The sequence below is a fragment of the Streptomyces winkii genome (genome assembly GCF_032248595.1).
Classification (GTDB): Bacteria; Actinomycetota; Actinomycetes; order Streptomycetales; family Streptomycetaceae; genus Streptomyces; species Streptomyces winkii.
Genome location: NZ_JASTTH010000013.1, coordinates 84,097 through 104,127 on the forward strand (window position 1 = coordinate 84,097; position 20,031 = coordinate 104,127).

21 protein-coding genes are annotated in these 20,031 nt (G+C 69.6%); 14 read left to right on the forward strand and 7 right to left on the reverse strand.

Features of this window, described 5'->3' with window-relative positions:
- Positions 1-268: 268 nt before the first annotated feature.
- The 4 genes from sfnG to QQM67_RS30165 all read left to right on the forward strand — a co-directional run bounded on the left by sfnG (position 269) and on the right by QQM67_RS30165 (position 4,521).
- Positions 269-1,414: a dimethylsulfone monooxygenase SfnG gene (gene sfnG, locus QQM67_RS30150; protein WP_314178514.1), complete on the forward strand. Its 1,146-nt coding sequence runs from the start codon at positions 269-271 to the stop codon at positions 1,412-1,414.
- Between the two features lie 45 nt (positions 1,415-1,459).
- On the forward strand, positions 1,460-2,677 hold the full coding sequence (locus QQM67_RS30155) for an acyl-CoA dehydrogenase family protein (RefSeq protein WP_314178516.1): 1,218 nt from the start codon (positions 1,460-1,462) through the stop codon (positions 2,675-2,677).
- A gap of 90 nt (positions 2,678-2,767) precedes the next feature.
- Positions 2,768-3,319, forward strand: coding sequence for an NADPH-dependent FMN reductase (gene ssuE, locus QQM67_RS30160; protein ID WP_314178518.1), 552 nt, complete (start codon positions 2,768-2,770; stop codon positions 3,317-3,319).
- Positions 3,316-4,521, forward strand: a complete 1,206-nt coding sequence (locus QQM67_RS30165) for an SfnB family sulfur acquisition oxidoreductase (protein ID WP_314178520.1) — start codon at positions 3,316-3,318, stop codon at positions 4,519-4,521. Before ssuE ends, QQM67_RS30165 begins: the two co-directional genes overlap by 4 nt.
- 135 nt (positions 4,522-4,656) lie before the next feature.
- On the opposite strand, the gene QQM67_RS30170 is transcribed toward QQM67_RS30165, so the two are convergent.
- Both QQM67_RS30170 and QQM67_RS30175 read right to left on the reverse strand, forming a co-directional pair.
- Positions 4,657-4,983 carry a hypothetical protein gene (locus QQM67_RS30170; protein ID WP_314178522.1) on the reverse strand — a complete coding sequence of 109 codons (327 nt, stop codon included), beginning with the start codon at positions 4,981-4,983 and terminating at the stop codon, positions 4,657-4,659.
- A 92-nt stretch (positions 4,984-5,075) separates the two neighbouring features.
- Positions 5,076-5,897, reverse strand: coding sequence for a M15 family metallopeptidase (locus tag QQM67_RS30175; RefSeq protein ID WP_399067946.1), 822 nt, complete (start codon positions 5,895-5,897; stop codon positions 5,076-5,078).
- An 87-nt stretch (positions 5,898-5,984) separates the two neighbouring features.
- Between QQM67_RS30175 and QQM67_RS30180 the strand changes: the two genes are divergently transcribed.
- On the forward strand, positions 5,985-6,698 hold the full coding sequence (locus tag QQM67_RS30180) for a response regulator transcription factor (protein ID WP_314178523.1): 714 nt from the start codon (positions 5,985-5,987) through the stop codon (positions 6,696-6,698).
- Between the two features lie 20 nt (positions 6,699-6,718).
- Positions 6,719-7,831 carry an ATP-binding protein gene (locus QQM67_RS30185; protein ID WP_399067970.1) on the forward strand — a complete coding sequence of 371 codons (1,113 nt, stop codon included), beginning with the start codon at positions 6,719-6,721 and terminating at the stop codon, positions 7,829-7,831.
- On the opposite strand, the gene QQM67_RS30190 is transcribed toward QQM67_RS30185, so the two are convergent.
- Complete coding sequence (locus QQM67_RS30190; RefSeq protein ID WP_314178528.1) at positions 7,770-8,477, reverse strand: VanZ family protein; 708 nt, start codon at positions 8,475-8,477, stop codon at positions 7,770-7,772. The genes QQM67_RS30185 and QQM67_RS30190 overlap by 62 nt on opposite strands.
- A 396-nt stretch (positions 8,478-8,873) precedes the next feature.
- Here QQM67_RS30190 and QQM67_RS30195 point away from each other — a divergent pair, with 396 nt between their 5' ends.
- From QQM67_RS30195 to QQM67_RS30225, 7 genes are all read left to right on the forward strand, one after another.
- On the forward strand, positions 8,874-10,268 hold the full coding sequence (locus QQM67_RS30195; RefSeq protein WP_314178530.1) for an MFS transporter: 1,395 nt from the start codon (positions 8,874-8,876) through the stop codon (positions 10,266-10,268).
- A gap of 13 nt (positions 10,269-10,281) precedes the next feature.
- A complete protein-coding gene (locus QQM67_RS30200; protein WP_314178532.1) occupies positions 10,282-11,187 on the forward strand; it encodes a shikimate dehydrogenase in 906 nt (301 codons plus the stop codon).
- A 19-nt stretch (positions 11,188-11,206) separates the two neighbouring features.
- Positions 11,207-13,045: a bifunctional sugar phosphate isomerase/epimerase/4-hydroxyphenylpyruvate dioxygenase family protein gene (locus tag QQM67_RS30205; protein WP_314178534.1), complete on the forward strand. Its 1,839-nt coding sequence runs from the start codon at positions 11,207-11,209 to the stop codon at positions 13,043-13,045.
- 56 nt (positions 13,046-13,101) lie between these two features.
- Positions 13,102-13,806: a TetR/AcrR family transcriptional regulator gene (locus QQM67_RS30210; protein ID WP_314178537.1), complete on the forward strand. Its 705-nt coding sequence runs from the start codon at positions 13,102-13,104 to the stop codon at positions 13,804-13,806.
- A gap of 128 nt (positions 13,807-13,934) precedes the next feature.
- Positions 13,935-14,513 (forward strand): HhH-GPD-type base excision DNA repair protein, encoded by a 579-nt coding sequence (locus QQM67_RS30215; RefSeq protein ID WP_314178539.1) that lies wholly within the window; start codon positions 13,935-13,937, stop codon positions 14,511-14,513.
- A gap of 185 nt (positions 14,514-14,698) precedes the next feature.
- Positions 14,699-15,589, forward strand: a complete 891-nt coding sequence (locus QQM67_RS30220; protein WP_314178541.1) for an LLM class flavin-dependent oxidoreductase — start codon at positions 14,699-14,701, stop codon at positions 15,587-15,589.
- Positions 15,586-15,870, forward strand: a complete 285-nt coding sequence (locus tag QQM67_RS30225; RefSeq protein ID WP_314178543.1) for a helix-hairpin-helix domain-containing protein — start codon at positions 15,586-15,588, stop codon at positions 15,868-15,870. The genes QQM67_RS30220 and QQM67_RS30225 overlap by 4 nt, the downstream gene beginning before the upstream one ends.
- A gap of 103 nt (positions 15,871-15,973) precedes the next feature.
- Here the strand turns inward: QQM67_RS30225 and QQM67_RS30230 are convergent, their stop codons facing one another.
- Positions 15,974-16,981, reverse strand: coding sequence for a MerR family transcriptional regulator (locus QQM67_RS30230; protein ID WP_314178546.1), 1,008 nt, complete (start codon positions 16,979-16,981; stop codon positions 15,974-15,976).
- A gap of 3 nt (positions 16,982-16,984) precedes the next feature.
- A complete protein-coding gene (locus QQM67_RS30235; protein WP_399067948.1) occupies positions 16,985-17,659 on the reverse strand; it encodes a HEAT repeat domain-containing protein in 675 nt (224 codons plus the stop codon).
- 242 nt (positions 17,660-17,901) lie between these two features.
- Between QQM67_RS30235 and QQM67_RS30240 the strand changes: the two genes are divergently transcribed.
- Positions 17,902-18,336 (forward strand): PaaI family thioesterase, encoded by a 435-nt coding sequence (locus tag QQM67_RS30240; protein WP_314178547.1) that lies wholly within the window; start codon positions 17,902-17,904, stop codon positions 18,334-18,336.
- Positions 18,337-18,406: 70 nt separating this feature from the next.
- On the opposite strand, the gene QQM67_RS30245 is transcribed toward QQM67_RS30240, so the two are convergent.
- Positions 18,407-19,192 carry a class I SAM-dependent methyltransferase gene (locus QQM67_RS30245; RefSeq protein ID WP_314178549.1) on the reverse strand — a complete coding sequence of 262 codons (786 nt, stop codon included), beginning with the start codon at positions 19,190-19,192 and terminating at the stop codon, positions 18,407-18,409.
- A gap of 150 nt (positions 19,193-19,342) precedes the next feature.
- Positions 19,343-20,005: a FadR/GntR family transcriptional regulator gene (locus tag QQM67_RS30250; protein WP_314178550.1), complete on the reverse strand. Its 663-nt coding sequence runs from the start codon at positions 20,003-20,005 to the stop codon at positions 19,343-19,345.
- Positions 20,006-20,031 lie beyond the last annotated feature (26 nt).

Consider the following 20,031-nt stretch of genomic DNA (forward strand, 5'->3'; position numbering starts at 1 on the left):
TCGTCGCGTATGCATCGACGCCGTCGCGCTTCTTTCAGCGTCACATTCCATGAACGGCGTATTGCGGGTTCGCGAAATCTCACCGGAATCATTCCGTGCCCGTCCCGCGGGTGTTCCGCCGCGGGGTATTCCAGCATGGCCGCGGCTTCGCCTTGGCCGCGGCTGCTCCCTTTCGATCCCGCCGCCCGTACTTGCTCCTGCCTCGTTCCGGTGCAGCCGCACGGCTGCCGGACAGCAATGCCCTCCACGTCTCCCCGGGAGTTTTCCAATGTCCGTCAAGTCCGCTTCCGAGCCCGCACGTTTCGCCTACTGGGTGCCCAATGTCAGCGGCGGCCTCGTCACCAGCAAGATCGAGCAGCGCACCGACTGGGGTTACGACTACAACCGCGAACTGGCCGTCCTTGCCGAGAACAACGGCTTCGACTACGCCCTCAGCCAGGTCCGGTACATGGCGAGCTACGGCGCCGAGTACCAGCACGAATCAACGAGCTTCAGCCTCGCCCTCCTGCTGGCGACGCAGCGGCTCAAGGTCATCGCCGCCGTCCATCCGGGCCTGTGGCATCCGGGCGTCCTCGCCAAACTCGGCGCCACAGCCGACCAGTTGTCGGGTGGCCGCTTCGCCGTGAACGTGGTCAGCGGCTGGTTCAAGGGCGAGTTCACGGCGCTCGGTGAGCCGTGGCTGGAACACGACGAGCGCTACCGCCGTTCGGAAGAGTTCATCCGCACGCTGCGCACGATCTGGACCGAGGACCACGCCGAGCTCGCCGGCGACTTCTACCGGATCAGGGATTTCTCCCTCAAGCCGAAGCCGCTCAACAGCAGTGAACGTCCGCACCCGGAGATCTTTCAGGGCGGCAACTCCACCGCCGCGCGGCAGATGGCCGGACGGGTCTCCGACTGGTACTTCAGCAACGGCAAGGATTTCGACGGCGTCTCCGAGCAGTTGGAGGACGTACGTGAGGCCGCCGCGGCGGCCGGACGCCCCGCACCCCGTTTCGGCCTCAACGGCTTCCTCATCGCCCGCGACACCGAGGCCGAAGCCCGCGACGTACTGCGCGAAATCGTCGCCAAGGCGGACACCGACGCCGTGCGCGGCTTCGAGTCCGCCGTGACGCAGGCCGGCAAGTCGGCGTCCGACGGCAAGGGCATGTGGCAGGACTCCACCTTCGAGGACCTCGTCCAGTACAACGACGGCTTCCGCACCGGACTGATCGGGACACCCGAACAGATCGCGGAGCGGATTGTCGCCTACAAGCGCCTCGGAGCCGACCTCTTCCTGCTCGGATTCCTGCACTACAAGGAGGAGGTCGAGTACTTCGGCCGACGCGTACTGCCTCTCGTGCGCGAACTCGAGGCCGAACTGCCCCAGGAGGCAACGGGCCACCTGACCGGCCCCACCGCCGTACGTGCCTGACCCAGCCCCTCGACCGACCACGAACGAACCCGAAAGAGATTGGTCTTGAGCACCGTCACGTCCATCGACTGGAGCACCCGGCCCGCGCCCGGCACACCACAGGAATGGATCGACCGGGCCACTGAGGTGTCCGCCGTTCTCGCCACGGACGCGGCAACCCGCGACCGCACAGGGGCCACCCCCTACGCCGAGGTGGAACTGCTGAAGGACTCCGGCCTCGTCACGCTGCTGGGCCCCGCTGCGCACGGCGGTGCGGGCCAGAACTGGACGACGGCCTACCGCGTGATCCGTGAGGTCGCCAAGGCAGACGGATCGATAGGTCAGCTGCTGGGCTACCACTATCTGTGGAACTGGGCGGCCAGGCTGGTCGGCACCCGTGAGCAGTGGGAACAGGTCGAGGCCGAAGCAGCCCGGCAGCGCTGGTTCTTCGGAGGCGCGGTCAACCCGCGCGACAACGACGTCGTCGTACGCGAACAGGGCGACGAGTTGGTCTTCACCGGACACAAGTCGTTCTCGACGGGCAGCAAGGTCTCCGATGTCACCGTGCTCGAAGGCGTCTTCGAGGGTACGGAGGACCACGTCTTCGCGATTGTGCCCTCCGACAGCGAAGGCCTGACCTTCCACGACGACTGGGACAACATCGGCCAGCGGCTCACCGAGAGCGGCGGGGTCACACTCGAGGGCGTGCGCGCACCGTGGGAGTCGGCTGCGGGGTATGTGGACAAGAGGTTCCGGCCGCGGGTCTACAACACCCTGAACGTCCCCACAATCCAGCTGGTGTTCGTCAGCTTTTACCTCGGCATCGCCGAGGGGGCACTGGAGACGGCCAACACCTATACCCGCACCAAGTCCCGGTCCTGGCTGCACGGCGGGTACGCCGAGGCGGTCGACGAGCCGTACGTCATCGACGTCTACGGAGACCTGACGGCCAAGCTGTGGGCGGCCGAGGCGTTCGCCGACCAGGTGGCGGACGAAGGCCAACGGCTGCACGACGACCCCGACTCCGTCACGGAGCGGGACCGTGGCGAGTTCGAGGTGCGGGTGGCCGCCGTGAAGGCACGTGCGACGGAGGTCGCGCTGGAGACCTCAAGCCGCATCTTCGAGGTGACGGGAGCAAGGTCCACCGCCACGACCGAGGGACTGGACCGCTTCTGGCGGAACATCCGCACCCACACGCTGCACGATCCGGTCGCCTACAAGCGCCGCGAGGTCGGCCGCTACATCCTCGCGGACGAACTACCCCAGCCCACCTGGTACTCGTGAGCGACGCGGGCCGGCGGCCGGCGCCGGCCCGCGCACCTCCTCAACGTCCGGGTCCCGCCCGGCAGTCCGCAACCACGAGGTGAAATCCCCATGGCCACCATTCTCTCCGTCTCTGGCAGCCCTTCCCCCACGTCCCGAACCGCCCGACTGCTGCGCCATCTCGATACCGCGCTCGCCGCCGACGGACACGAGGTCCTGCCGCTGGACGTCCGTAGGCTGCCCGCCGAGGCCCTGGTGGGGGCGGACTTCAACCACCCCCGGATTGTCGAGGCGAAGGAGCTCTTCGAGCAGGCCGACGGTGTCATGGTCGGGACGCCCGTCTACAAGGCCGCATACTCAGGCCTCCTGAAGTCCCTGCTCGATCTGCTGCCGCAGTTCGCGCTGGCCGACAAGACCGTGCTGCCTCTGGCCACAGGGGGCACCACCGCACACGTGCTCGCTATCGACTACGCGCTGCGGCCCGTGCTCTCCTCACTCGGCGCTTCGCACATCGTCCAGGGGTGGTTCGTGCTCGACAAGCACATCGCTGTCCGGGAGGACGGTGCTGTCACGATCGATCCGAGCTCGCAGGAAGCACTCGACCAGATCCTCGGGCAGTTCTCCGCGGCGGTCGGGCAGAGCCGGCTGGGGGCCGCGGCGTGACGGCACCGGTGCGGGTGGTTGCCGACCCCGACGAAGCTCTGTCGGCAGCCGCCGGCCTCGCCCGTGCATTCCGCGCGGGTGCGGCGGAGCGGGACGCCGGACGGCTGCCGCCGCACGAAGAGCTGGAAGAACTCTCGGCGAGCGGCCTGCTCGGCATCACCGTTCCCGCTGAACACGGCGGCGCCGACGTCACGGCACAGACGCTGGCGGAGGTCTTCCGGTTGCTCGCCACGGGCGACGCGAGCCTCGCGCAGATCCCGCAGAGCCATTTCGCGTACGTCAACGTGCTGCGCCGCCAGGGGAGTCCGGCACAGCAGCGCTTTTTCTTCGCGGAGATACTCGCCGGCAGACGGCTGGGCAACGCGCAGTCCGAGAGGGGCACCAAGCACGTACAGGACTTGCGTACCCGCCTCGAACCCGACCCCGCGGGCGGCTCCGGCGGCTTCATATTGACGGGGGTCAAGCACTACTCGACCGGCGCCCTCTTCGCCCACTGGATTCCCGTCCTCGCACGCGCGGCCCATGCGGACGGCGCGCTGTACGTCGCCTTTGTACCGCGTGACGCGCCCGGCCTGACGGTCGACGACGACTGGGACGGCATGGGGCAGCGAACCACTGCGAGCGGCACCGTCCACCTGGACCGCGTCAAGGTTCCCGCGAACCGGGTCGTGCCGCACCATCTGACGTTCGAGGGACCCCAACTCCACGGCGCTGTCGCACAGTTGCTGCACGCGGCGATCGATGCGGGGATCGCCGCGGGCGCGCTGGGGGAAGCTGCGGAGTTCGTACGGACGAAGAGCCGCCCCTGGTTCGAGAGTGGCCTGGAGAGCGCCGCCGAAGACCCCCTGCTCATACAGCGTTTCGGGGAGCTCTCACTCCAAGTGCGGGCCGCCGAGGCCCTGCTGTCCGTCGCGGCCCGGACTGTGGACGCCGCCCAGGCCGACCTCACCGACGACAGCGCCGCCGAGGCTTCCCTCGCCGTGGCCGCGGCGAAGGTTCAGGCAGGTGAGGCGGCGGTGCAGACCGGCAGCGCCCTGTTCGAGGTGGCAGGCACACGTGCCGCCGTGGACAGCCTCAATCTCCACCGGCACTGGCGCGATGCGCGTACTCACACCCTCCACGACCCGGCTCGCTGGAAGATCCAGCACATCGGCCGCCACGTGGTCAACGGCACCCGCCCGCCCAGGCACGGCCTGCTCTGAACCGGACGGCCGACTCCCGGCTCCGTCCGGCTGCAACGAGCTCGCCCACCGGTCCGGGGCCCACCGGTCCGGAACAGCGCAACGCCCCACCTGATGTGCGGGCGAGGCGTGAAGTGCGAGGCGCATCAGGTGGACTCAGTTCGACGGAGCCTCGACTCTGACGGAAGCGGTCACCTCCGGATTGCCGGGCTCGGGGTGGAGCTCGGAGTTCTCCCGGCGGTACTCAGAAGAGTTCACCAGTAGTCCTCCGTCCAGGAAGACGGGTTCGGCTGCTGTGCTCAGCTCGCCGTCGCTCGACCTGCGCTGGACCACGGCCCAGGCAACAACCGGGGAGCGGAACTCTGCCTGGATACTGCGCTCCCTGGTCTTCTTGTCGAACTCCTCGACCCGAGCGTGAACCTGCCACCCCGGGTTGGCGGTTGTCATCGAGAGGATCTGGTTGGCGAAGCGGTCGTCTGTCACTCGGTCACCTTTCATGTACGAGCCCTGCACGAAGTGGACTGCGTTACCCAGGGGAAGATCTGCACCAGGCGCTGCCCGGCACGAAGAGGCGGCTATCCGGGGCTCAAGCACCCTCGAGCTCGGGGACCGTCCCCCGATGCTCGGCTGTGCTGAACACGAAGAACCCTAGGCAGGCTCGTACCTGCGGGTCGCAACTGCCTGCGGTTGTGCCCCGAACGTGTCACCGCCCTGAACAGGACTGACCGCCTCGTCGCCGGCCAGCGACCGTAGACCCGTACCCATGCGAGAAGACGTGGTACACCGGTCGCCTTGGTGCGCAGTTCGTAGTGCCAGGGCTCGTTCCTGTAGATCTGGCACAGCCCGTACCGGGCGCCGTGCTCGGACAGCCACGCCGTCGCATCGGAGTGCCCGATGTCGACCGCGTCCCCCGACACGTGAGGAGAGGTGTCCGCCGTGGCCACCCAACGGGCGGCTTCCTCTTCCGAGCCGTACTCGGAGACGGCCTCACGAAGAAGCTGATCCTGGTCCTCACGGGAACGCCAGCCGCTGTTCACGTAGAGCTCGAGGCCGTCGTCAGCGGCATCCGTCGCCGCTTCGCGCAGGGCCTGGAGCAGATCCGGGTCGAGGTCGGCCACGCCTGCGTACGCGTCGCTGAACACTGTCGCGCCGTCCGGGAGGGCACCGTCAGCCTCGGCAAGTGCACCTTTGCGGTCTGCACGCTCGTGCTCGCCGTGAGGAGTGTCCCTGGGCGGTGATGCGGTCGGCGAGGATGATGCGACCGGGGAGGGCGGGGACTTCGGCACCTGGCAGCCCAGAACTCCCGTGACCGCTGCTGTGACGACCATGGGCCCGACGAAAAGGAGCCGGCGAATCCGGCAGGTGGTTGTCCGTGCTGACGGCGGGGATCGAGTCATGCTGCCAGTCAAGGCAGCGTGCTGTTGCCGGGACGTATGCGGTTTTCGATACGCCGACGATATGCGCCGACTCGTACCCTCAAACACATGCGTGTGCTGGTTGTCGAGGACGAGCCCTTTCTGGCAGAGGCCATCCGCGACGGGCTGCGCCTGGAAGCGATCGCGGCGGACACCGCTGGTGACGGCGACGCCGCTCTGGAACTGCTGGGCGTCAACGCCTACGACATCGCCGTCCTGGACCGCGATATCCCAGGGCCTTCCGGTGACGAGATCGCCAAGCGCATCGTCGCCTCCGGCAGCGGCATGCCGGTCCTGATGCTCACCGCGGCCGACCGGCTCGACGACAAGGCGTCCGGATTCGAGCTGGGCGCCGACGACTACCTCACCAAGCCGTTCGAGCTGCAGGAGCTCGTGCTCAGGCTCAGAGCACTCGACCGCAGGCGCGCGCACATCAGGCCGCCCGTGCGGGAGATCGCAGGTCTGCGGCTGGACCCGTTCCGCAGAGAGGTCTACCGGGACGGTCGTTACGTCGCGCTGACCAGGAAGCAGTTCGCCGTGCTCGAAGTTCTCGTCGCTGCCGAAGGCGGTGTCGTCAGCGCCGAAGAGCTGCTGGAGCGGGCGTGGGACGAGAACGCCGACCCGTTCACCAACGCCGTGCGCATCACGGTCTCGGCGCTGCGCAAACGGCTCGGTGAACCCTGGCTGATCGCCACGGTGCCAGGCGTCGGCTACCGCATCGACGCGCACCCGGAGGGCGGGCACGAGGGACACGAGGGACACGAGAGAGGCGAGGGCGGATGAGGGTGGACAGGGCACCTGGGCTGAGCGTCCGCCTCAAACTCACCCTCAGCTACGCCGGATTCCTCATGGTCGCAAGCGGCTTGCTGCTCGCGGCGGTATGGGTGTTTCTCCTCCGCTATGTCCCCGACCGTGCGATGCTCATCAACCCCGAGGACAAGCCCGCGAACGGCGTTTTCCCCGTCCGGTCCGCCCTCCTGGACGTTTTCGCTCCGAGGGCAGCCGCGGTGCTGGCGCTCCTGCTGGTGTTCGGGCTCGTGGGAGGGTGGCTCCTCGCGGGCCGGATGCTCGCCCCGCTGACCCGCATCACCGACGCCACCCGCCTGGCCACGAACGGATCACTGGCTCACCGGATACGGCTGCCGGGCCGCAAGGACGAGTTCCGCGAACTGGCGGACGCCTTCGACACGATGCTCGTACGACTCGAAGCGCACGTCGCCGAACAGCAGAGGTTCGCAGCCAACGTCTCTCACGAGTTGCGCACCCCGCTCGCGATCTCCAAGGCGCTTCTCGACGTGGCCCGTACCGCTCCGGACCGTGGCACCGGCGAACTCATCAGCCGCCTCCACGCCGTCAACACCCGAGCGATCGACCTCACTGAGGCGCTGCTCCTGGTCAGCCGCGCTGAGCAGCGGTCCTTCCCCCGGGAACGCGTCGACCTGTCCCTCATGGCGGAAGAAGCCACGGAGACGCTCCTCCCCCTCGGGGAAAAGCACGGCGTCACCATCGAAACCTCCGCCGAGATGGCCCCGACGACCGGGTCGCAAGCGCTCCTGCTGCAGCTGACCACGAACCTCGTGCACAACGCGATCGTCCACAACCTGCCCGAGCAGGGCACCGTGTGGGTCAGTACCGGCGTCCACCCCGAGACCGTGGTGCTCACCGTCGAGAACACCGGCGAGAAGGTCACCCCAGAGCTGGCTTCGACACTCACCGAACCGTTCCAGCGCGGCAACGAACGCATACGCACCGACCACGCGGGCGTCGGCCTCGGCCTGGCCATCGTCAAGACCATCACCCAGGCTCACGACGGAACGCTCACCCTGACCCCGCGCTCTGCCGGCGGGCTCCGCGTCACCGTGGAACTACCCGCGACGGGCCGGGTCGAGGCCGGTCCGACGACGCTCCGGCCGTAGCGCGCCACCAGCGGCGCGACGCCAGCGCGGCCAGCCCGGCGCCGGCGGAGTTGAGCAGTATGTCGTCCACGGAGGAGACCCGGTCCAGCCGCAGGACGTACTGCGCGGCCTCGACCAGGACCGAGCAGCCCACCCCGAGCGCCAGGATCCGGGGCACGGACGCCAGCGCCGAAAACCGCAGGGGGGCGAAGAACCCCAGCGCCGCGAACACCAGCAGGTTGCCGACGACCTGGCCCGTGTCCATCGCCAGCAGATCCCGCAGCGGTACCAGGCTGATGACGGCACCGGCCTCGTCGCCCGGCAGCATGATCATCCAGACCCACGGCACCGTCCCGTAGACCATGGCGACCTCGGCCAGCGACACCCGCCACACCCGCGCCGGGGTGCTGCCGGTGACACTCCGGCAGCGTGCCAGAGCCCACACCGCCAGCGCGGCCAGCGGCAGTGCGGCCACCGTCATGAGTGCGACGCCGTTGAACGTGCCGAAGCACCCGTGCCACCGCCCGCTCGTGCACATCGGGACGGACATCATGAGCGGTCTGCGCACGACGAATACGGCGCTCGCCATGGCGAGGACCGCCAGGACGACCAGCACGATCCTGCGCGTACGACGGGGTTGGGCTGACAGTGACGCGTCGTTGTCCATGCATCCACTGAAGCCGGAGGACTGTTGCGGCGGCGTATGCGATTTTCGATACGCCCGCGATATACGGCATCCCGGCACCGGGCGCGGAGAAGGGTCCGCCCCACCGGCACGGCCCCACCGGCACGGCCAGCGAGATCACTCACGTCCCTACGGCGCGGGGTTGACCCGTACCCAGACCTCGGACCCCGGCTGCGGCGTCTCCCGCCCGGCCGGCCAGAAGGCCACCGTCGCCCGGCCCGGTCCTTACCGGCGCCCTCGCGGGAGCCGTCGCCCCTTACCTGCGCGAGGTCTTGACAGCGGTGGAGGCGGGGCGCAACATCCCCGCAACGGCTAATTAACTACCTAGTGCGTTAACACTCGCCGGCCCCGTATCGCCCGTCCCCGTAGGAGTCCCCCGTGTCCGCTCACTCGGCCGGTGCTCCGGCCCACCCCGGTACCCCACCGAGCACGCCACGCAAGGCAGCGTTCGCCGCCTGGATCGGCAGTGCCCTGGAGTACTACGACTTCTTCATCTACGGCAGCGCCGCGGCGCTGATCTTCCCGAAGGTCTTCTTCAACCCCGACGACCCCGCCAGCGCCACTCTGATCTCCCTCGCGACCTTCGGCGTCGCCTACGCCGCCCGCCCCGTCGGCGCCCTGATACTCGGGCACGTCGGAGACCGGCTCGGCCGGCGGAAGATCATGGTTCTCACCCTGATCCTCATGGGCGTGTCCACGTTCCTCATCGGCTGCCTGCCCACGTACGCGCAGCTCGGGACGACCGCCCCGGTCCTGCTTGTCCTGATGCGGGTGATGCAGGGCCTCTCCGCCGCGGGCGAGCAGGCCAGCGCGAACTCCATGACGCTGGAGCACGCGCCGGAGAACCGCCGCGGCTACTACGCCAGCTACACCCTGAACGGGACGCAGGCGGGGCAGATCCTGGCAACGTTGATCTTCATCCCCGTCGCCTCCCTCCCCGACGACCAGCTCTACACCTGGGGCTGGCGGATTCCGTTCCTGCTGAGCGCGGTCGTGGCCGTCGTCGGCTACGTCATACGCCGGAAGCTGGAGGAGACCCCGGTCTTCCAGGAGGTCGCGGCGAACAACGAGGTGGCCAAGCTGCCGCTGGTCAGTCTGCTGCGGGAGCACTGGGCCGATGTGCTGCGGGTGGTCGCGGCGGCGCTGATCGCGACCGTCAGCACCATCTTCACCGTGTGGGCGCTCTCCTTCGCCACCAGCGACGCCGCCGGCCTTGAGGATTCGTCGATGCTCTGGGTCGGCGTCGCCGCCAACGCCGTCGCACTGCTTGCCATACCGCTGTGGGGCAGGCTCTCCGACCGGATCGGCCGTAAGCCGGTCTTCCTGATCGGCGCCGTCGGATCCGGCGTGATGATCTTCGTGTATCTGGGAGCCATCTCCACCGGCAAGTTCCCGCTGGTGCTGCTGACCGGAATCCTGCTCTTCGGTGTGGTCTACAGCGCGGCCAACGGCATCTGGCCGTCGCTGTACGGAGAGATGTTCCCGGCCCAGGTCCGGCTCTCGGGCATGGCGGTCGGCACCCAGATCGGCTTCGCCATCGCCGGTTTCGCCGTGACGTTCGCCGAGCAGATCGCGGGACCGGGCGGTGACGGCTGGGTCGGCGTCGCGGCCTTCACCGCCGCCATCTGCGCCGTCAGCGCGCTCGCCGCGCTGACGGGCCGCGAGACCTACCGGGTGCCGACCGCCGAACTCGGTCTGAAGGCCGGACGCACATCGGACGGGCCGCTCTCGTCCCGGTCGTCGCAGTCCCCCCACTCGTCCGTGACCGGCTGAACAGGGCCGGGACTTGACCACGACCCCACACGCGTACCTGACCGGGCTGATCGGCTCCGGCATCGGCCCGTCGCTGAGCCCCGGACTGCACGAGCGCGAAGCAGAACGGCACGGGCTGCGCCTGCTCTATCGCACGATCGACCTCGACACGCTGCCGCGGGCCGGCGGCGGCCGAGTCACCGCGCGGAGCACGGCGGAGGCCACCGCCGAACTGCTGCGCGCCGCGCAGCTGGTCGGCTTCGACGGGCTCAACATCACCCATCCCTGCAAGCAGGCCGTACTCGACCACCTCGACGAACTGGCCCCGGAGGCGGCGGAACTCGGCGCCGTCAACACCGTCGTCTTCCGGGGCGGGCGATCCGTCGGGCACAACACCGACGTGACCGGGTTCGCCCAGTCCTTCGCACGTGGACTGCCCGGCGCCCCCCTGGACAGCGTCGTCCAGCTCGGCGCCGGCGGCGCGGGAGCGGCCGTGTCCCATGCGCTGCTGGCCCTCGGCGCCGACCGGCTCACCCTGGTCGACACCGATACGAACCGGGCCGGCGCCCTCGCGACAGCACTCAACCACCGCTTCGGCCCGGACCGGGTCACGGCCGCCGGTCCCGCCGCCGTACCGGACGTACTCGCCGGTGCCGACGGCGTCGTCAACGCCACCCCCGTCGGCATGGCGGCCCATCCAGGGCTGCCGCTGCCCGCCGGCCTGCTCCGCCCGGAGCTGTGGGTGGCCGAGATCGTCTACCGCCCGCTGGAGACGGAGCTGCTGCGCGAGGCGCGCGCGCTCGGCTGCCGCACCCTCGACGGCGGAGGCATGGCCGCGCTCCAGGCCGCCGACGCCTTCCGGCTCTTCACCGGCCTGGAGCCGCACACGGACCTGATGCTCGACGATCTCGCCGACCTCGTCGGCAGTGCCGCGCTCTGAGACCCGAGGAGGAGACGTCATGCGCAAGTCGATCGCCACGGTGTCGCTGAGCGGCTCGCTCTCCGAGAAGCTCACCGCCGTCGCCGCAGCGGGATTCGAGGGGGTGGAGATCTTCGAGAACGATCTGATCGCCTCACCGCTCAGTCCCGAGGAGGTACGGTCACGGGCCGCCGACCTCGGACTCGGCATCGACCTCTACCAGCCCTTCCGCGACTTCGAGGCCGTGCCCGCCGAGCAGCTGAGGCGCAATCTCCGGCGCGCGGAGCGGAAGTTCGCAGTGATGGAACGACTCGGCGCCGACCTGATCCTCGTCTGCTCCAGCGTCTCGCCCGAGGCCGTCGACGACGACGACCTCGCGGCCGAGCAGCTGCATCAACTCGCCGACCTCGCCCAGCAGCACGGCATCCGCGTGGCCTACGAGGCGCTGGCCTGGGGCCGGCACATCAGCACGTACGACCACGCCTGGCGAGTGGTGCGGGCGGCCGGCCATCCGGCGCTCGGCACCTGTCTCGACAGCTTCCACATCCTCTCCCGCGCGTCCGACCCCCGCGGCATCGAGGAGATGCCCGGCGAGAAGATCTTCTTCCTCCAGCTCGCCGACGCCCCGCTGATGGCGATGGACGTCCTCCAGTGGAGCCGCCACTACCGCTGCTTCCCCGGACAGGGCGGCCTGGACGTCACGAGCCTGCTGGCCCATGCCGTCAAGGCCGGATATCGGGGCCCGCTCTCCCTGGAAGTGTTCAACGACGTCTTCCGGCAGGCCGACGCCGGCCGCACCGCCGTCGACGCGATGCGCTCGCTGCTGGCGCTGGAGGAGGCGGCGGGACTCACCGCGCCGCCGGCGCCCGTCGTGCCCACGGGCTTCGCGTTCGCCGAGCTGGCGGCGGCGGACCCCGAGCCGCTGCGCGGGCTGCTGGGGTCGCTCGGCTTCGCCCGTACAGGCCGGCATGCCGGAAAACCGGTGGAGCTGTGGGAGCAGGGGACCGCGCGCGTACTGCTCAACACCGCGCACGCAGACCGCCGTTCCGGTCCGTCGCTGTCGGCGATCGGCCTGGAGTCGCCCGATACGGGCGCTGCCGTGCGGCGCGCGGAGACGCTGCTCGCGCCCGTGGTGCCGCGCCGCCGGGGACCGGACGAGGCACCCCTGGACGCGGTCGCCGCACCCGACGGCACCGAGCTGTTCTTCTGCCGTACGGACCAGGCCGGCCACCCCAGCTGGACGCAGGACTTCGCGTCAGGACCGCACCTGCCACCGCCCGGTACGGCGGCCGGAGCCGGCGCCGGCTCCCGTTCCGGCACCGGCACCGGCACCGGGATCACCGGTATAGATCATGTGGCGCTGGCCCAGCCCTGGCACCACTTCGACGAGGCAGCGCTCTTCTACCGCAGCGTGCTGGGATTGAAGCCCGAAGAGAGCCTGGATCTGGCCGACCCCTACGGCCTGTTCCGCAGCCGCGCCGTCGCCAACGCCGAGGGAACCCTGCGCATCGCGCTGAACGTCGCCCCGAGCCCGGACGGTGAAGCGACCAGTTCCCAGCACATCGCCCTCGCCACCGATGACATCGTCGCCACGGCCCAGCGCATGCGGGAACGCGGCACCGCCGTGCTGCCCATACCCGCGAACTATTACGACGATCTCGACGCCCTGCGCGAGCTCGCTCCTGAGACCCTGGAGACGCTACGTGAGCTGCAGATCCTCTACGACCGGGACGATGGAGGGGAGTTCTTCCACTTCTACACCGTCACCGTCGGACGGGTCTTCTTCGAGGTGGTGCAGCGGACCGCCGGCTACGCCGGCTACGGCGCGCGTAACGCGACGGTCCGGCTCACCGCACAGCACACGGCGGGAGGTTCCTAGACTGGGTGCGTCGCACGCCGTACGCGTCGCGCCGGAAAGCACCGACGAGGAGCCGCATGGTCGCCGCCGTCCCCCCACCTTCGCAGCCCGCCAAGCGCACCAGAGACGCGGCACGGACTCGGGCGGAGATACTCAAGATCGCCACGCGGGAGTTCGCCCGGCTCGGCTACGCCGGGGCGCGCGTGGACGAGATCGCCGCGCAGATCCGCACCACGAAGCGGATGATCTATTACTACTTCGGCAGCAAGGAGCAGCTGTTCACCGCGGTGCTGGAGCAGGCGTACGCGGTCATCCGCCGTCAGGAGCAGGAACTCGACGTCGCGCATCTGGACCCCGTCGCCGCGATCCGGCGGCTGGCCGAGCTGACCTTCGACCACCATGAGGCGCACCCCGACTTCATCCGCCTCGTCGGCATCGAGAACACCCACCGGGCCGAGCACATCGCCGCCTCGCCGACGCTCGGCTCGCTCAACTCGCCGGCCATCACGGTCATCGAGCACATCCTGGAGGCCGGCCGCGCCGAGGGTGTCTTCACCGCCGACGTCGACGCCCTCGACCTCCACGCGATGATCAGCTCGTTCTGCTTCTTCCGGGTCGCGAACCGCTACACGTTCCGCGCGATCTTCGACCGCGACCTCACGTCCGCGGCACGCCGCGACCACTACCGCACGATGCTCGGCGACATGGTCATCGCCTACCTCACCTCCGGCGGCGAACCCGCCGACACGGGCGGCACAAGGGACCCCGGCTCACGCCCGTAAGGGCCGCGGCTGACCAGCCGCCGGGCGGCGAGCACCGCCGCCCGGCTCACGACAACCGGCCGATCGCGCGCGGTGAAAGACGCGGCGGCAGGCGTGCGATGCGGCGCCGAGCGGGCGATCATCGGTACATGAACATCTCCCTTCGCCTCGCGCAGCAGCCCGAAGCCGACGAGTTGCTCAGCCGCAGCCCGCTGGCCGCCCTGACCGGCATGCTTCTGGACCAGCAGGTGCCCATGGAGTGGGCGTTCGCGGGCCCGTACACCATCGCGCAGCGCATGGGCGAGGACGACCTGGACGCGCACGCGATCGCCGCGCGCGATCCCGAGGAGTTCGCGGCGCTGCTGTCGCAGAGGCCCGCCGTGCACCGCTATCCCGGATCGATGGCCAAGCGGGTGCAGCAGCTGTGCCAGTACCTCGTCGACCACTACGACGGCGACGCGAGCGCCGTGTGGCGCGACGTCCCCACCGGCAAGGAAGTGCTGAGCCGCCTCAACGCCCTTCCCGGCTACGGCAAACAGAAGTCGCAGATCTTCCTGGCGCTGCTGGGGAAGCAGATGGGCGTGACGCCGGAGGGCTGGCGCGAGGCGGCCGGCGCGTACGGCGAGCAGGACGCGTACCGTTCGGCGGCCGACATCACGGGCCAGGAGTCCCTGGAGAGGGTCCGCGCGTTCAAGCAGGAAGCCAAGCGGGCACGGAAGAAGACCTGACGGTGGCCGGTCACGATGGAGGCCGGCTCCCGTGCACGCTTGAAGATCTTGTTCCGCCCCAGGCTCTCGCCGCTCTCCTCGATCATGCCTTGAGGCATCGGCACCACGTCCGATTCTTTCAAGACTGGCTGAATCCGCCTGATTACGCTCACACGCAGGCGTACGAACTGGCCGTCTGAGGAGGAATGGTGCGCATCGGAATCGGACTACCCGCCGCCGTACCCGGGGCGGACGCCACGTCGATCGGGGAATGGGCGGCCGAGAGCGAGCGGCGCGGCTTTCATTCGCTGAGCGTCATCGACCGGCTGGTGTACGACAACGTGGACCCGCTGGTGGCACTGTCCGCCGCTGCGGCCCGTACGGAACGCATCGAGCTGCTGACCACCGTCCTCAATGCCCTTTATCGCAGCAACCCCGTCGTCCTGGCCAAGCAGATCGACTCGGTCGAGCGGCTCTCCGCGGGGCGGCTGACCGTGGGACTCGGCATGGGCGGCTGGCCCGAGGACTACGCGGCCAGCGACGTGCCGCTGAAGAGACGGGGCGCCGCATTCGAGGCCACCGTCGCGAGGATGTGCGAGGTGTGGCGCGGCGGAGTGACCGGTGCCTCCGGGCCGATCCCTGCCTTGCCGCGCGGGCGCCCGGGGCTGCTGCTCGCCGGAGTCGTGCCCGCGGGCTTCGCCAGGGCCGCCGCCTTGTCCGACGGCTGGGTCGCGCCGGTGTTCGGGCTGGAGCTCCTCAAAGAGGGCGCCGACGCCGTACGCCGGGAATGGGAGCGGGCGGGACGCCCCGGACGACCGCGGATCATCGTCGAGCGCTACTTCTGCCTCGGCACCGGCGCGGCGAAGACCGCCGAGGCGTATGTGGCGCACTACTACGGGGCCAAGGCCCCTCCCCAGGCTCGCGACGACGTCATCACCGACCGGGACGGTTTGCGCGAGAGCGCCGGGCGCCTCGCCGACGCCGGAGCCGACGACCTCGTACTGCTGCCGTGCTCGGGCGAGTTCGAGCAGATCGGGCTGCTGGCCGACGCCCTGGACGAGACGGGCTGGAAGACGGACGCGAGGGAATCGCGATGACCGCGAAGCACGCCTCCGGCGGCGAGCCCGACCTCACACAGCTGGTCAACGTCGGCCCGGCCGTGGCCCGTTACTTCCGGCGCGTCGGCATCACCAGGATCGCGCAGCTCGTGGAACAGGACCCGGTCGAGTTGTACGAGCGGATGTCGGCCGCCTACGGCGAACGGCTCGACCCGTGCCTGCTCGACACCGTCATGTCCGCAGTCGACCAGGCCGAGGGGCGTCCCGCCCACCCGTGGTGGCACTACACCCCTCAGCGCAAACGACTGCTCGCCCAATAACGCCATCGCTCGGGGCGATCTCCTGCGCGGGGTCTCCGGCGGTCAGCGATCGGCCGCCGGAGGTCTCCAGGAGAACGTGCCGGACGAGGCGTTGAGGAATCCGTCACCGTGCGTCGCGGAGCTGAAGAAGGTACGCCGCAGTCAGCGCGACGGCACGGTCCTCATCATGCGACAGCTCCACCAGGGCACGTGACGCAGTGCTCCCCGGGATGTCCGCCAGCGCCTGGGTCAGCCGTCCGCGGGCAGGCGCTTCCGTGGTCTCGTGGGCGAGGCGGTCCACCAGCCCGGCCGCGATCCGGTCCGCCGCCGCGGTGTCGCTCGCCAGCACGCTCAGTGCGTCGGCTGCATCTGTGTCGTTCCTTCCCTCCACGATCATGTCGATGAGCGTCGGGACCGCATCGGTCACTCCACGTGTCCCGAGTGCCAGAGCCGCATGCCCACGGACCGCCACGTCGGTGTTCGCGAGGGCGTCGCGCAGCCGTGCGGTGGCCTCGTCACCGGGCATTTCGACGAGAGACCGGACGGCGCGTTCCCGTACCGCTGCCACCGGTGAGCCGAGGCCACGCGCGAGCAGCGCCGGACCGGCGTCGTCGCCCGATCGTGCCAGCGCCCAGCGAAGGGCCCCGGCGACGTTCGGTTCCGTCTCACTCAGCGCCGCCTCGACCAGGGCCTCCACCGGAACCGGAACCTCGTCGGCCGAGGAGAGGGCCGCACGCTGGCGCACCTCGGTACGCTGCGACCCGAGTGCCTGGAGGAGCGCGACGACCTTGAGGACGTGCTCCCAGCCTGCGGGCTCCGCTGCATCGATCCGAAGGAGCCACGTGAGCAACTCGGTCTCGGCCGCGATGCGTTCGCGCGTCTGACGGATGAGGTCGCCGACGAGCGCCGAGGGTGTGAAATCGGGGTCGTCGAGCGCACGCCCGATCTCACGCAGCGACAGCCCCAGCGACCGCAGACTCTCGATGTGGAAGATCCGCCGGATGTCCTCGCCGGAGTACTCCCGATAGCCCGAGCCCGTACGGCCCGAAGGCCGCACAAGGCCGAGCGACTCGTAATGCCTGAGCATGCGGGCACTGACCCCGGATCGTCGCGCCACCTCACCGATCAACACAGCTCATATCGTCTCCGTCTTGGGGGCCCCGGCGAGGGCCACGGCGCGCTTGGCCTCCTCGATCGCCGACTCGAATCCGGCGTCCGGGTCGCGCAACAGCTCTTGTGTGGCGAGCGCGTGCGCACGCACACGCTGGTCAGAGGCCGTTGTCGCAGCATGCAGAGCCGGAACGATCACGTCACCCAGCGCGACCAGCGCCTGGCTGAGACTCAGCTGTGTCTCCCGCTCACCGCGCCCGAGCTGCGTTGCCAACACCGTGGCCAAGGCGAACTCCTCACCTTCCGGCACGAGCACGACCGCGGCCCTCCAGGCGCTCCTCGCCACCTCCTCGTCGGCATCGGACATCAGCGCCCGTGTGATCGCCGGCCACGCCCGCCGGTCCCCGATCTTGGACAGTGTGTGCAGCGCCTGGCTGCGTGCCTGCGCATGCTCCGAGCGGGTTTCGCGGATCAGCTCGGGGACCGTCAGGGATACGGGGTGGCGGGTGAGCGCCCAGGTCAGCATGTCGCGGACGAAGAACTCGGGCTCGATCGCGCACCGCTCGACGAGCTTGTCGACGAAGCACGGATCAGGTGCCGTACCCACCGCAAGAGCAGCCCGCAGTCGCACGGACGAACGGCTGTCCTCCAGCCCCTGGAACGCTCGTACCGCATCCGTGCCCTGTCTCGCCATGGTCACCGGGACCACCTCCTCGGCAAGCAGTGAAGACCTTGTCACCGTGTCAAGGTCAACAGGGTCTGCTGCCCGATGGGTTTCGGAGCTCGGCTCCGCGACTGCCCTACCCGTGGTCGCGTCGATGACGTCTGAGGTAATGGCTCTGGCCCACGTACCTGCTTAACGTCTGCCGCATGACAACCGCACCGCCTCCCAGCCCGGCAGCCGGGCGTGGCCGAGGCCTTCCACCCCCGGGGGGGGACGGCATGACGAGAGTTCAACCCGCCGAAATCGCAGCGGCGATGCCCTACACCGCCCGGCTCGGCATCACGGTCGACGAGGCTGCCCCGGAGCGCGTCACCGGCTGCCTTGCCTGGGAGGCCGAGCTGTGCACGGTCGACAATGCACTGCACGGTGGTGCACTGATGTCGCTGGCGGACACGGTGGGTGCGGCCTGCGCGTACCTCAACCTCCCGCCGGGTGCGGGGACATCGACGGTCGAGTCGAAGACCAACTTCTTCCGTGCGGCCCGTGCCGGCACCGTCCGCGCCATGTCCCGCCCGCTGCACGTGGGCCGCAGGTTCGTCGTCGTCCAGACCGACCTGCACGACGACGAGAACCGCCTGCTCGCCCAGACCACTCAGACCCAGGCGGTCCTCCCCTCGGGAGGTCAGCCGCCGCCCCGGAGTACGCAAGTGTGAGCACCGCCCCATGTCCGCACCGACCGCAGTGTCCGGCCACACGTGCACGAGCCGGACGCGCCTCTGCCGGCTAGCAGACCCCGCCCACGAGTACGGACACTCTGACGTCCTCGATGAAGTGCTGGTCCTGTGGAAGTGACTGCCGGATGCGCTCTGCGAACGCCGTGCGGTCCCCTGGCAGTTCGTCTGCGGGGATGGCGGAGAAGACCCCGCCGATGAGGTGGTCGAAGCTCAGCTCGTCGCTGTATTCGATCACGACCTCCCGTACGCCCTCGAAGCCGGCGGCCTCCAACGCCTGCGCGTAGCGCAGCCGATCCGGCGCGCCGGTGCCGCAGGACGCCTCAAGCTTCGTGCCGAAATGGTCTTCCAGGCCGGCCCTAAGTGAGCGTGACCAATCGCTGTCCTGCAACCACAGCGGCGTTCCGTTGGAGACCACCGCGACGCCGCCCCCTGGGCGGAACAGAGGCCGCAGTGCACGGAAGAGCTCGTCGCATCGCATCCAGTGGAGCGCCTGTCCGATGACGGCCATCCCCAGCGACCGCTGCCCGATCAGCTCCCCGAGCGCGGGAACGTCGGTGTCGGCGCCGAGGACCCAAGTGGCGTTCTGCACGCCCGCGTTCACGGCTGCTTGCCTCGCGAGCCGGAGCATGTCCGGCTCGGGATCCATACCGATGACCGAGCGGACCCGGGTGGCGAGCGGGACGGCCAACTGGCCGGTGCCGCAACCGAGATCCAGCACCGTGTCGTCGGTTGTCAGCGCGAACGCTGCCCGCATCGCGTCGAGCGCCTGAGGCGGATAGCCGCGCCGGAACTTCGCGTAGTACTCGGCGACGTCACCGCTGAACCCCACAGTCATGGCGTCACCTTGCCCAGGTGCGGGCCTCGGAGGACAGTCTCCCGACGCCTGATCGCTGCCGGAAGAACGGAACCGGCCCCCGGCACCCACAAGACCCCGACCTCGACCCCGACCCCGGTCAGCAGAGGCCCGGGGGCGCCGGCCACGGGTTCAGCGGCGTCCGAGCAGGTTGTCGGTGACGCCTTCGAGGTGGCGGCGCATCTCGGCCTCGGCGGACTCGGGGTCGCGGTCGCACAGCGCGTGGACGATCGCCGTGTGCTCCTCGTGGTAACAGCGGCGCCGTTCGGGGCTGGAGGTCCGGCGTTTCAGCGTGCCCCAGACCGGCAGGGCCCGGGCGGTGTTGAGCAGGTCGAACATGTTCATCAGCAGGCCGTTGTGCGCGGCCCTGGCGATTTCACGATGGAGCCTGGCGTCCCAGGACTCGAAGCCTTCGAAGTCGCCGGCGGAGCCGCCGCCGGTGAGGCACTCACTGATGCGGTCGAGGTCGGCCTGGGTGGCGACGCGTGCGGCGAGAGCGGCGACTTGGGGCTCGAGCAGCAGCCGTACCTGCATGATCTCGGCCGGGCTGGTGTCGGCCGGGGCGCCGTCGACCTGCTGGACGGCGGCGTCGGTGAGGAAGGTCCCCCGCCCGACGTGGCGGGTCACCACCCCGTCGCGTTCGAGGATCTCCAGCGCGCGGCGGATGGCCGAGCGTGGCGCGGAGAGCCGGTCGACGAGGGCTCGCTCGGTGGGCAGCTTCGATCCCGGCCGGAACGTGCCGTCCTGTGCCCCTTCGGTCAACAAGGCCCGCAGGGACTGCTCCACTGTCTGCATGGCGCCATGCTACGCACAGATCGCGA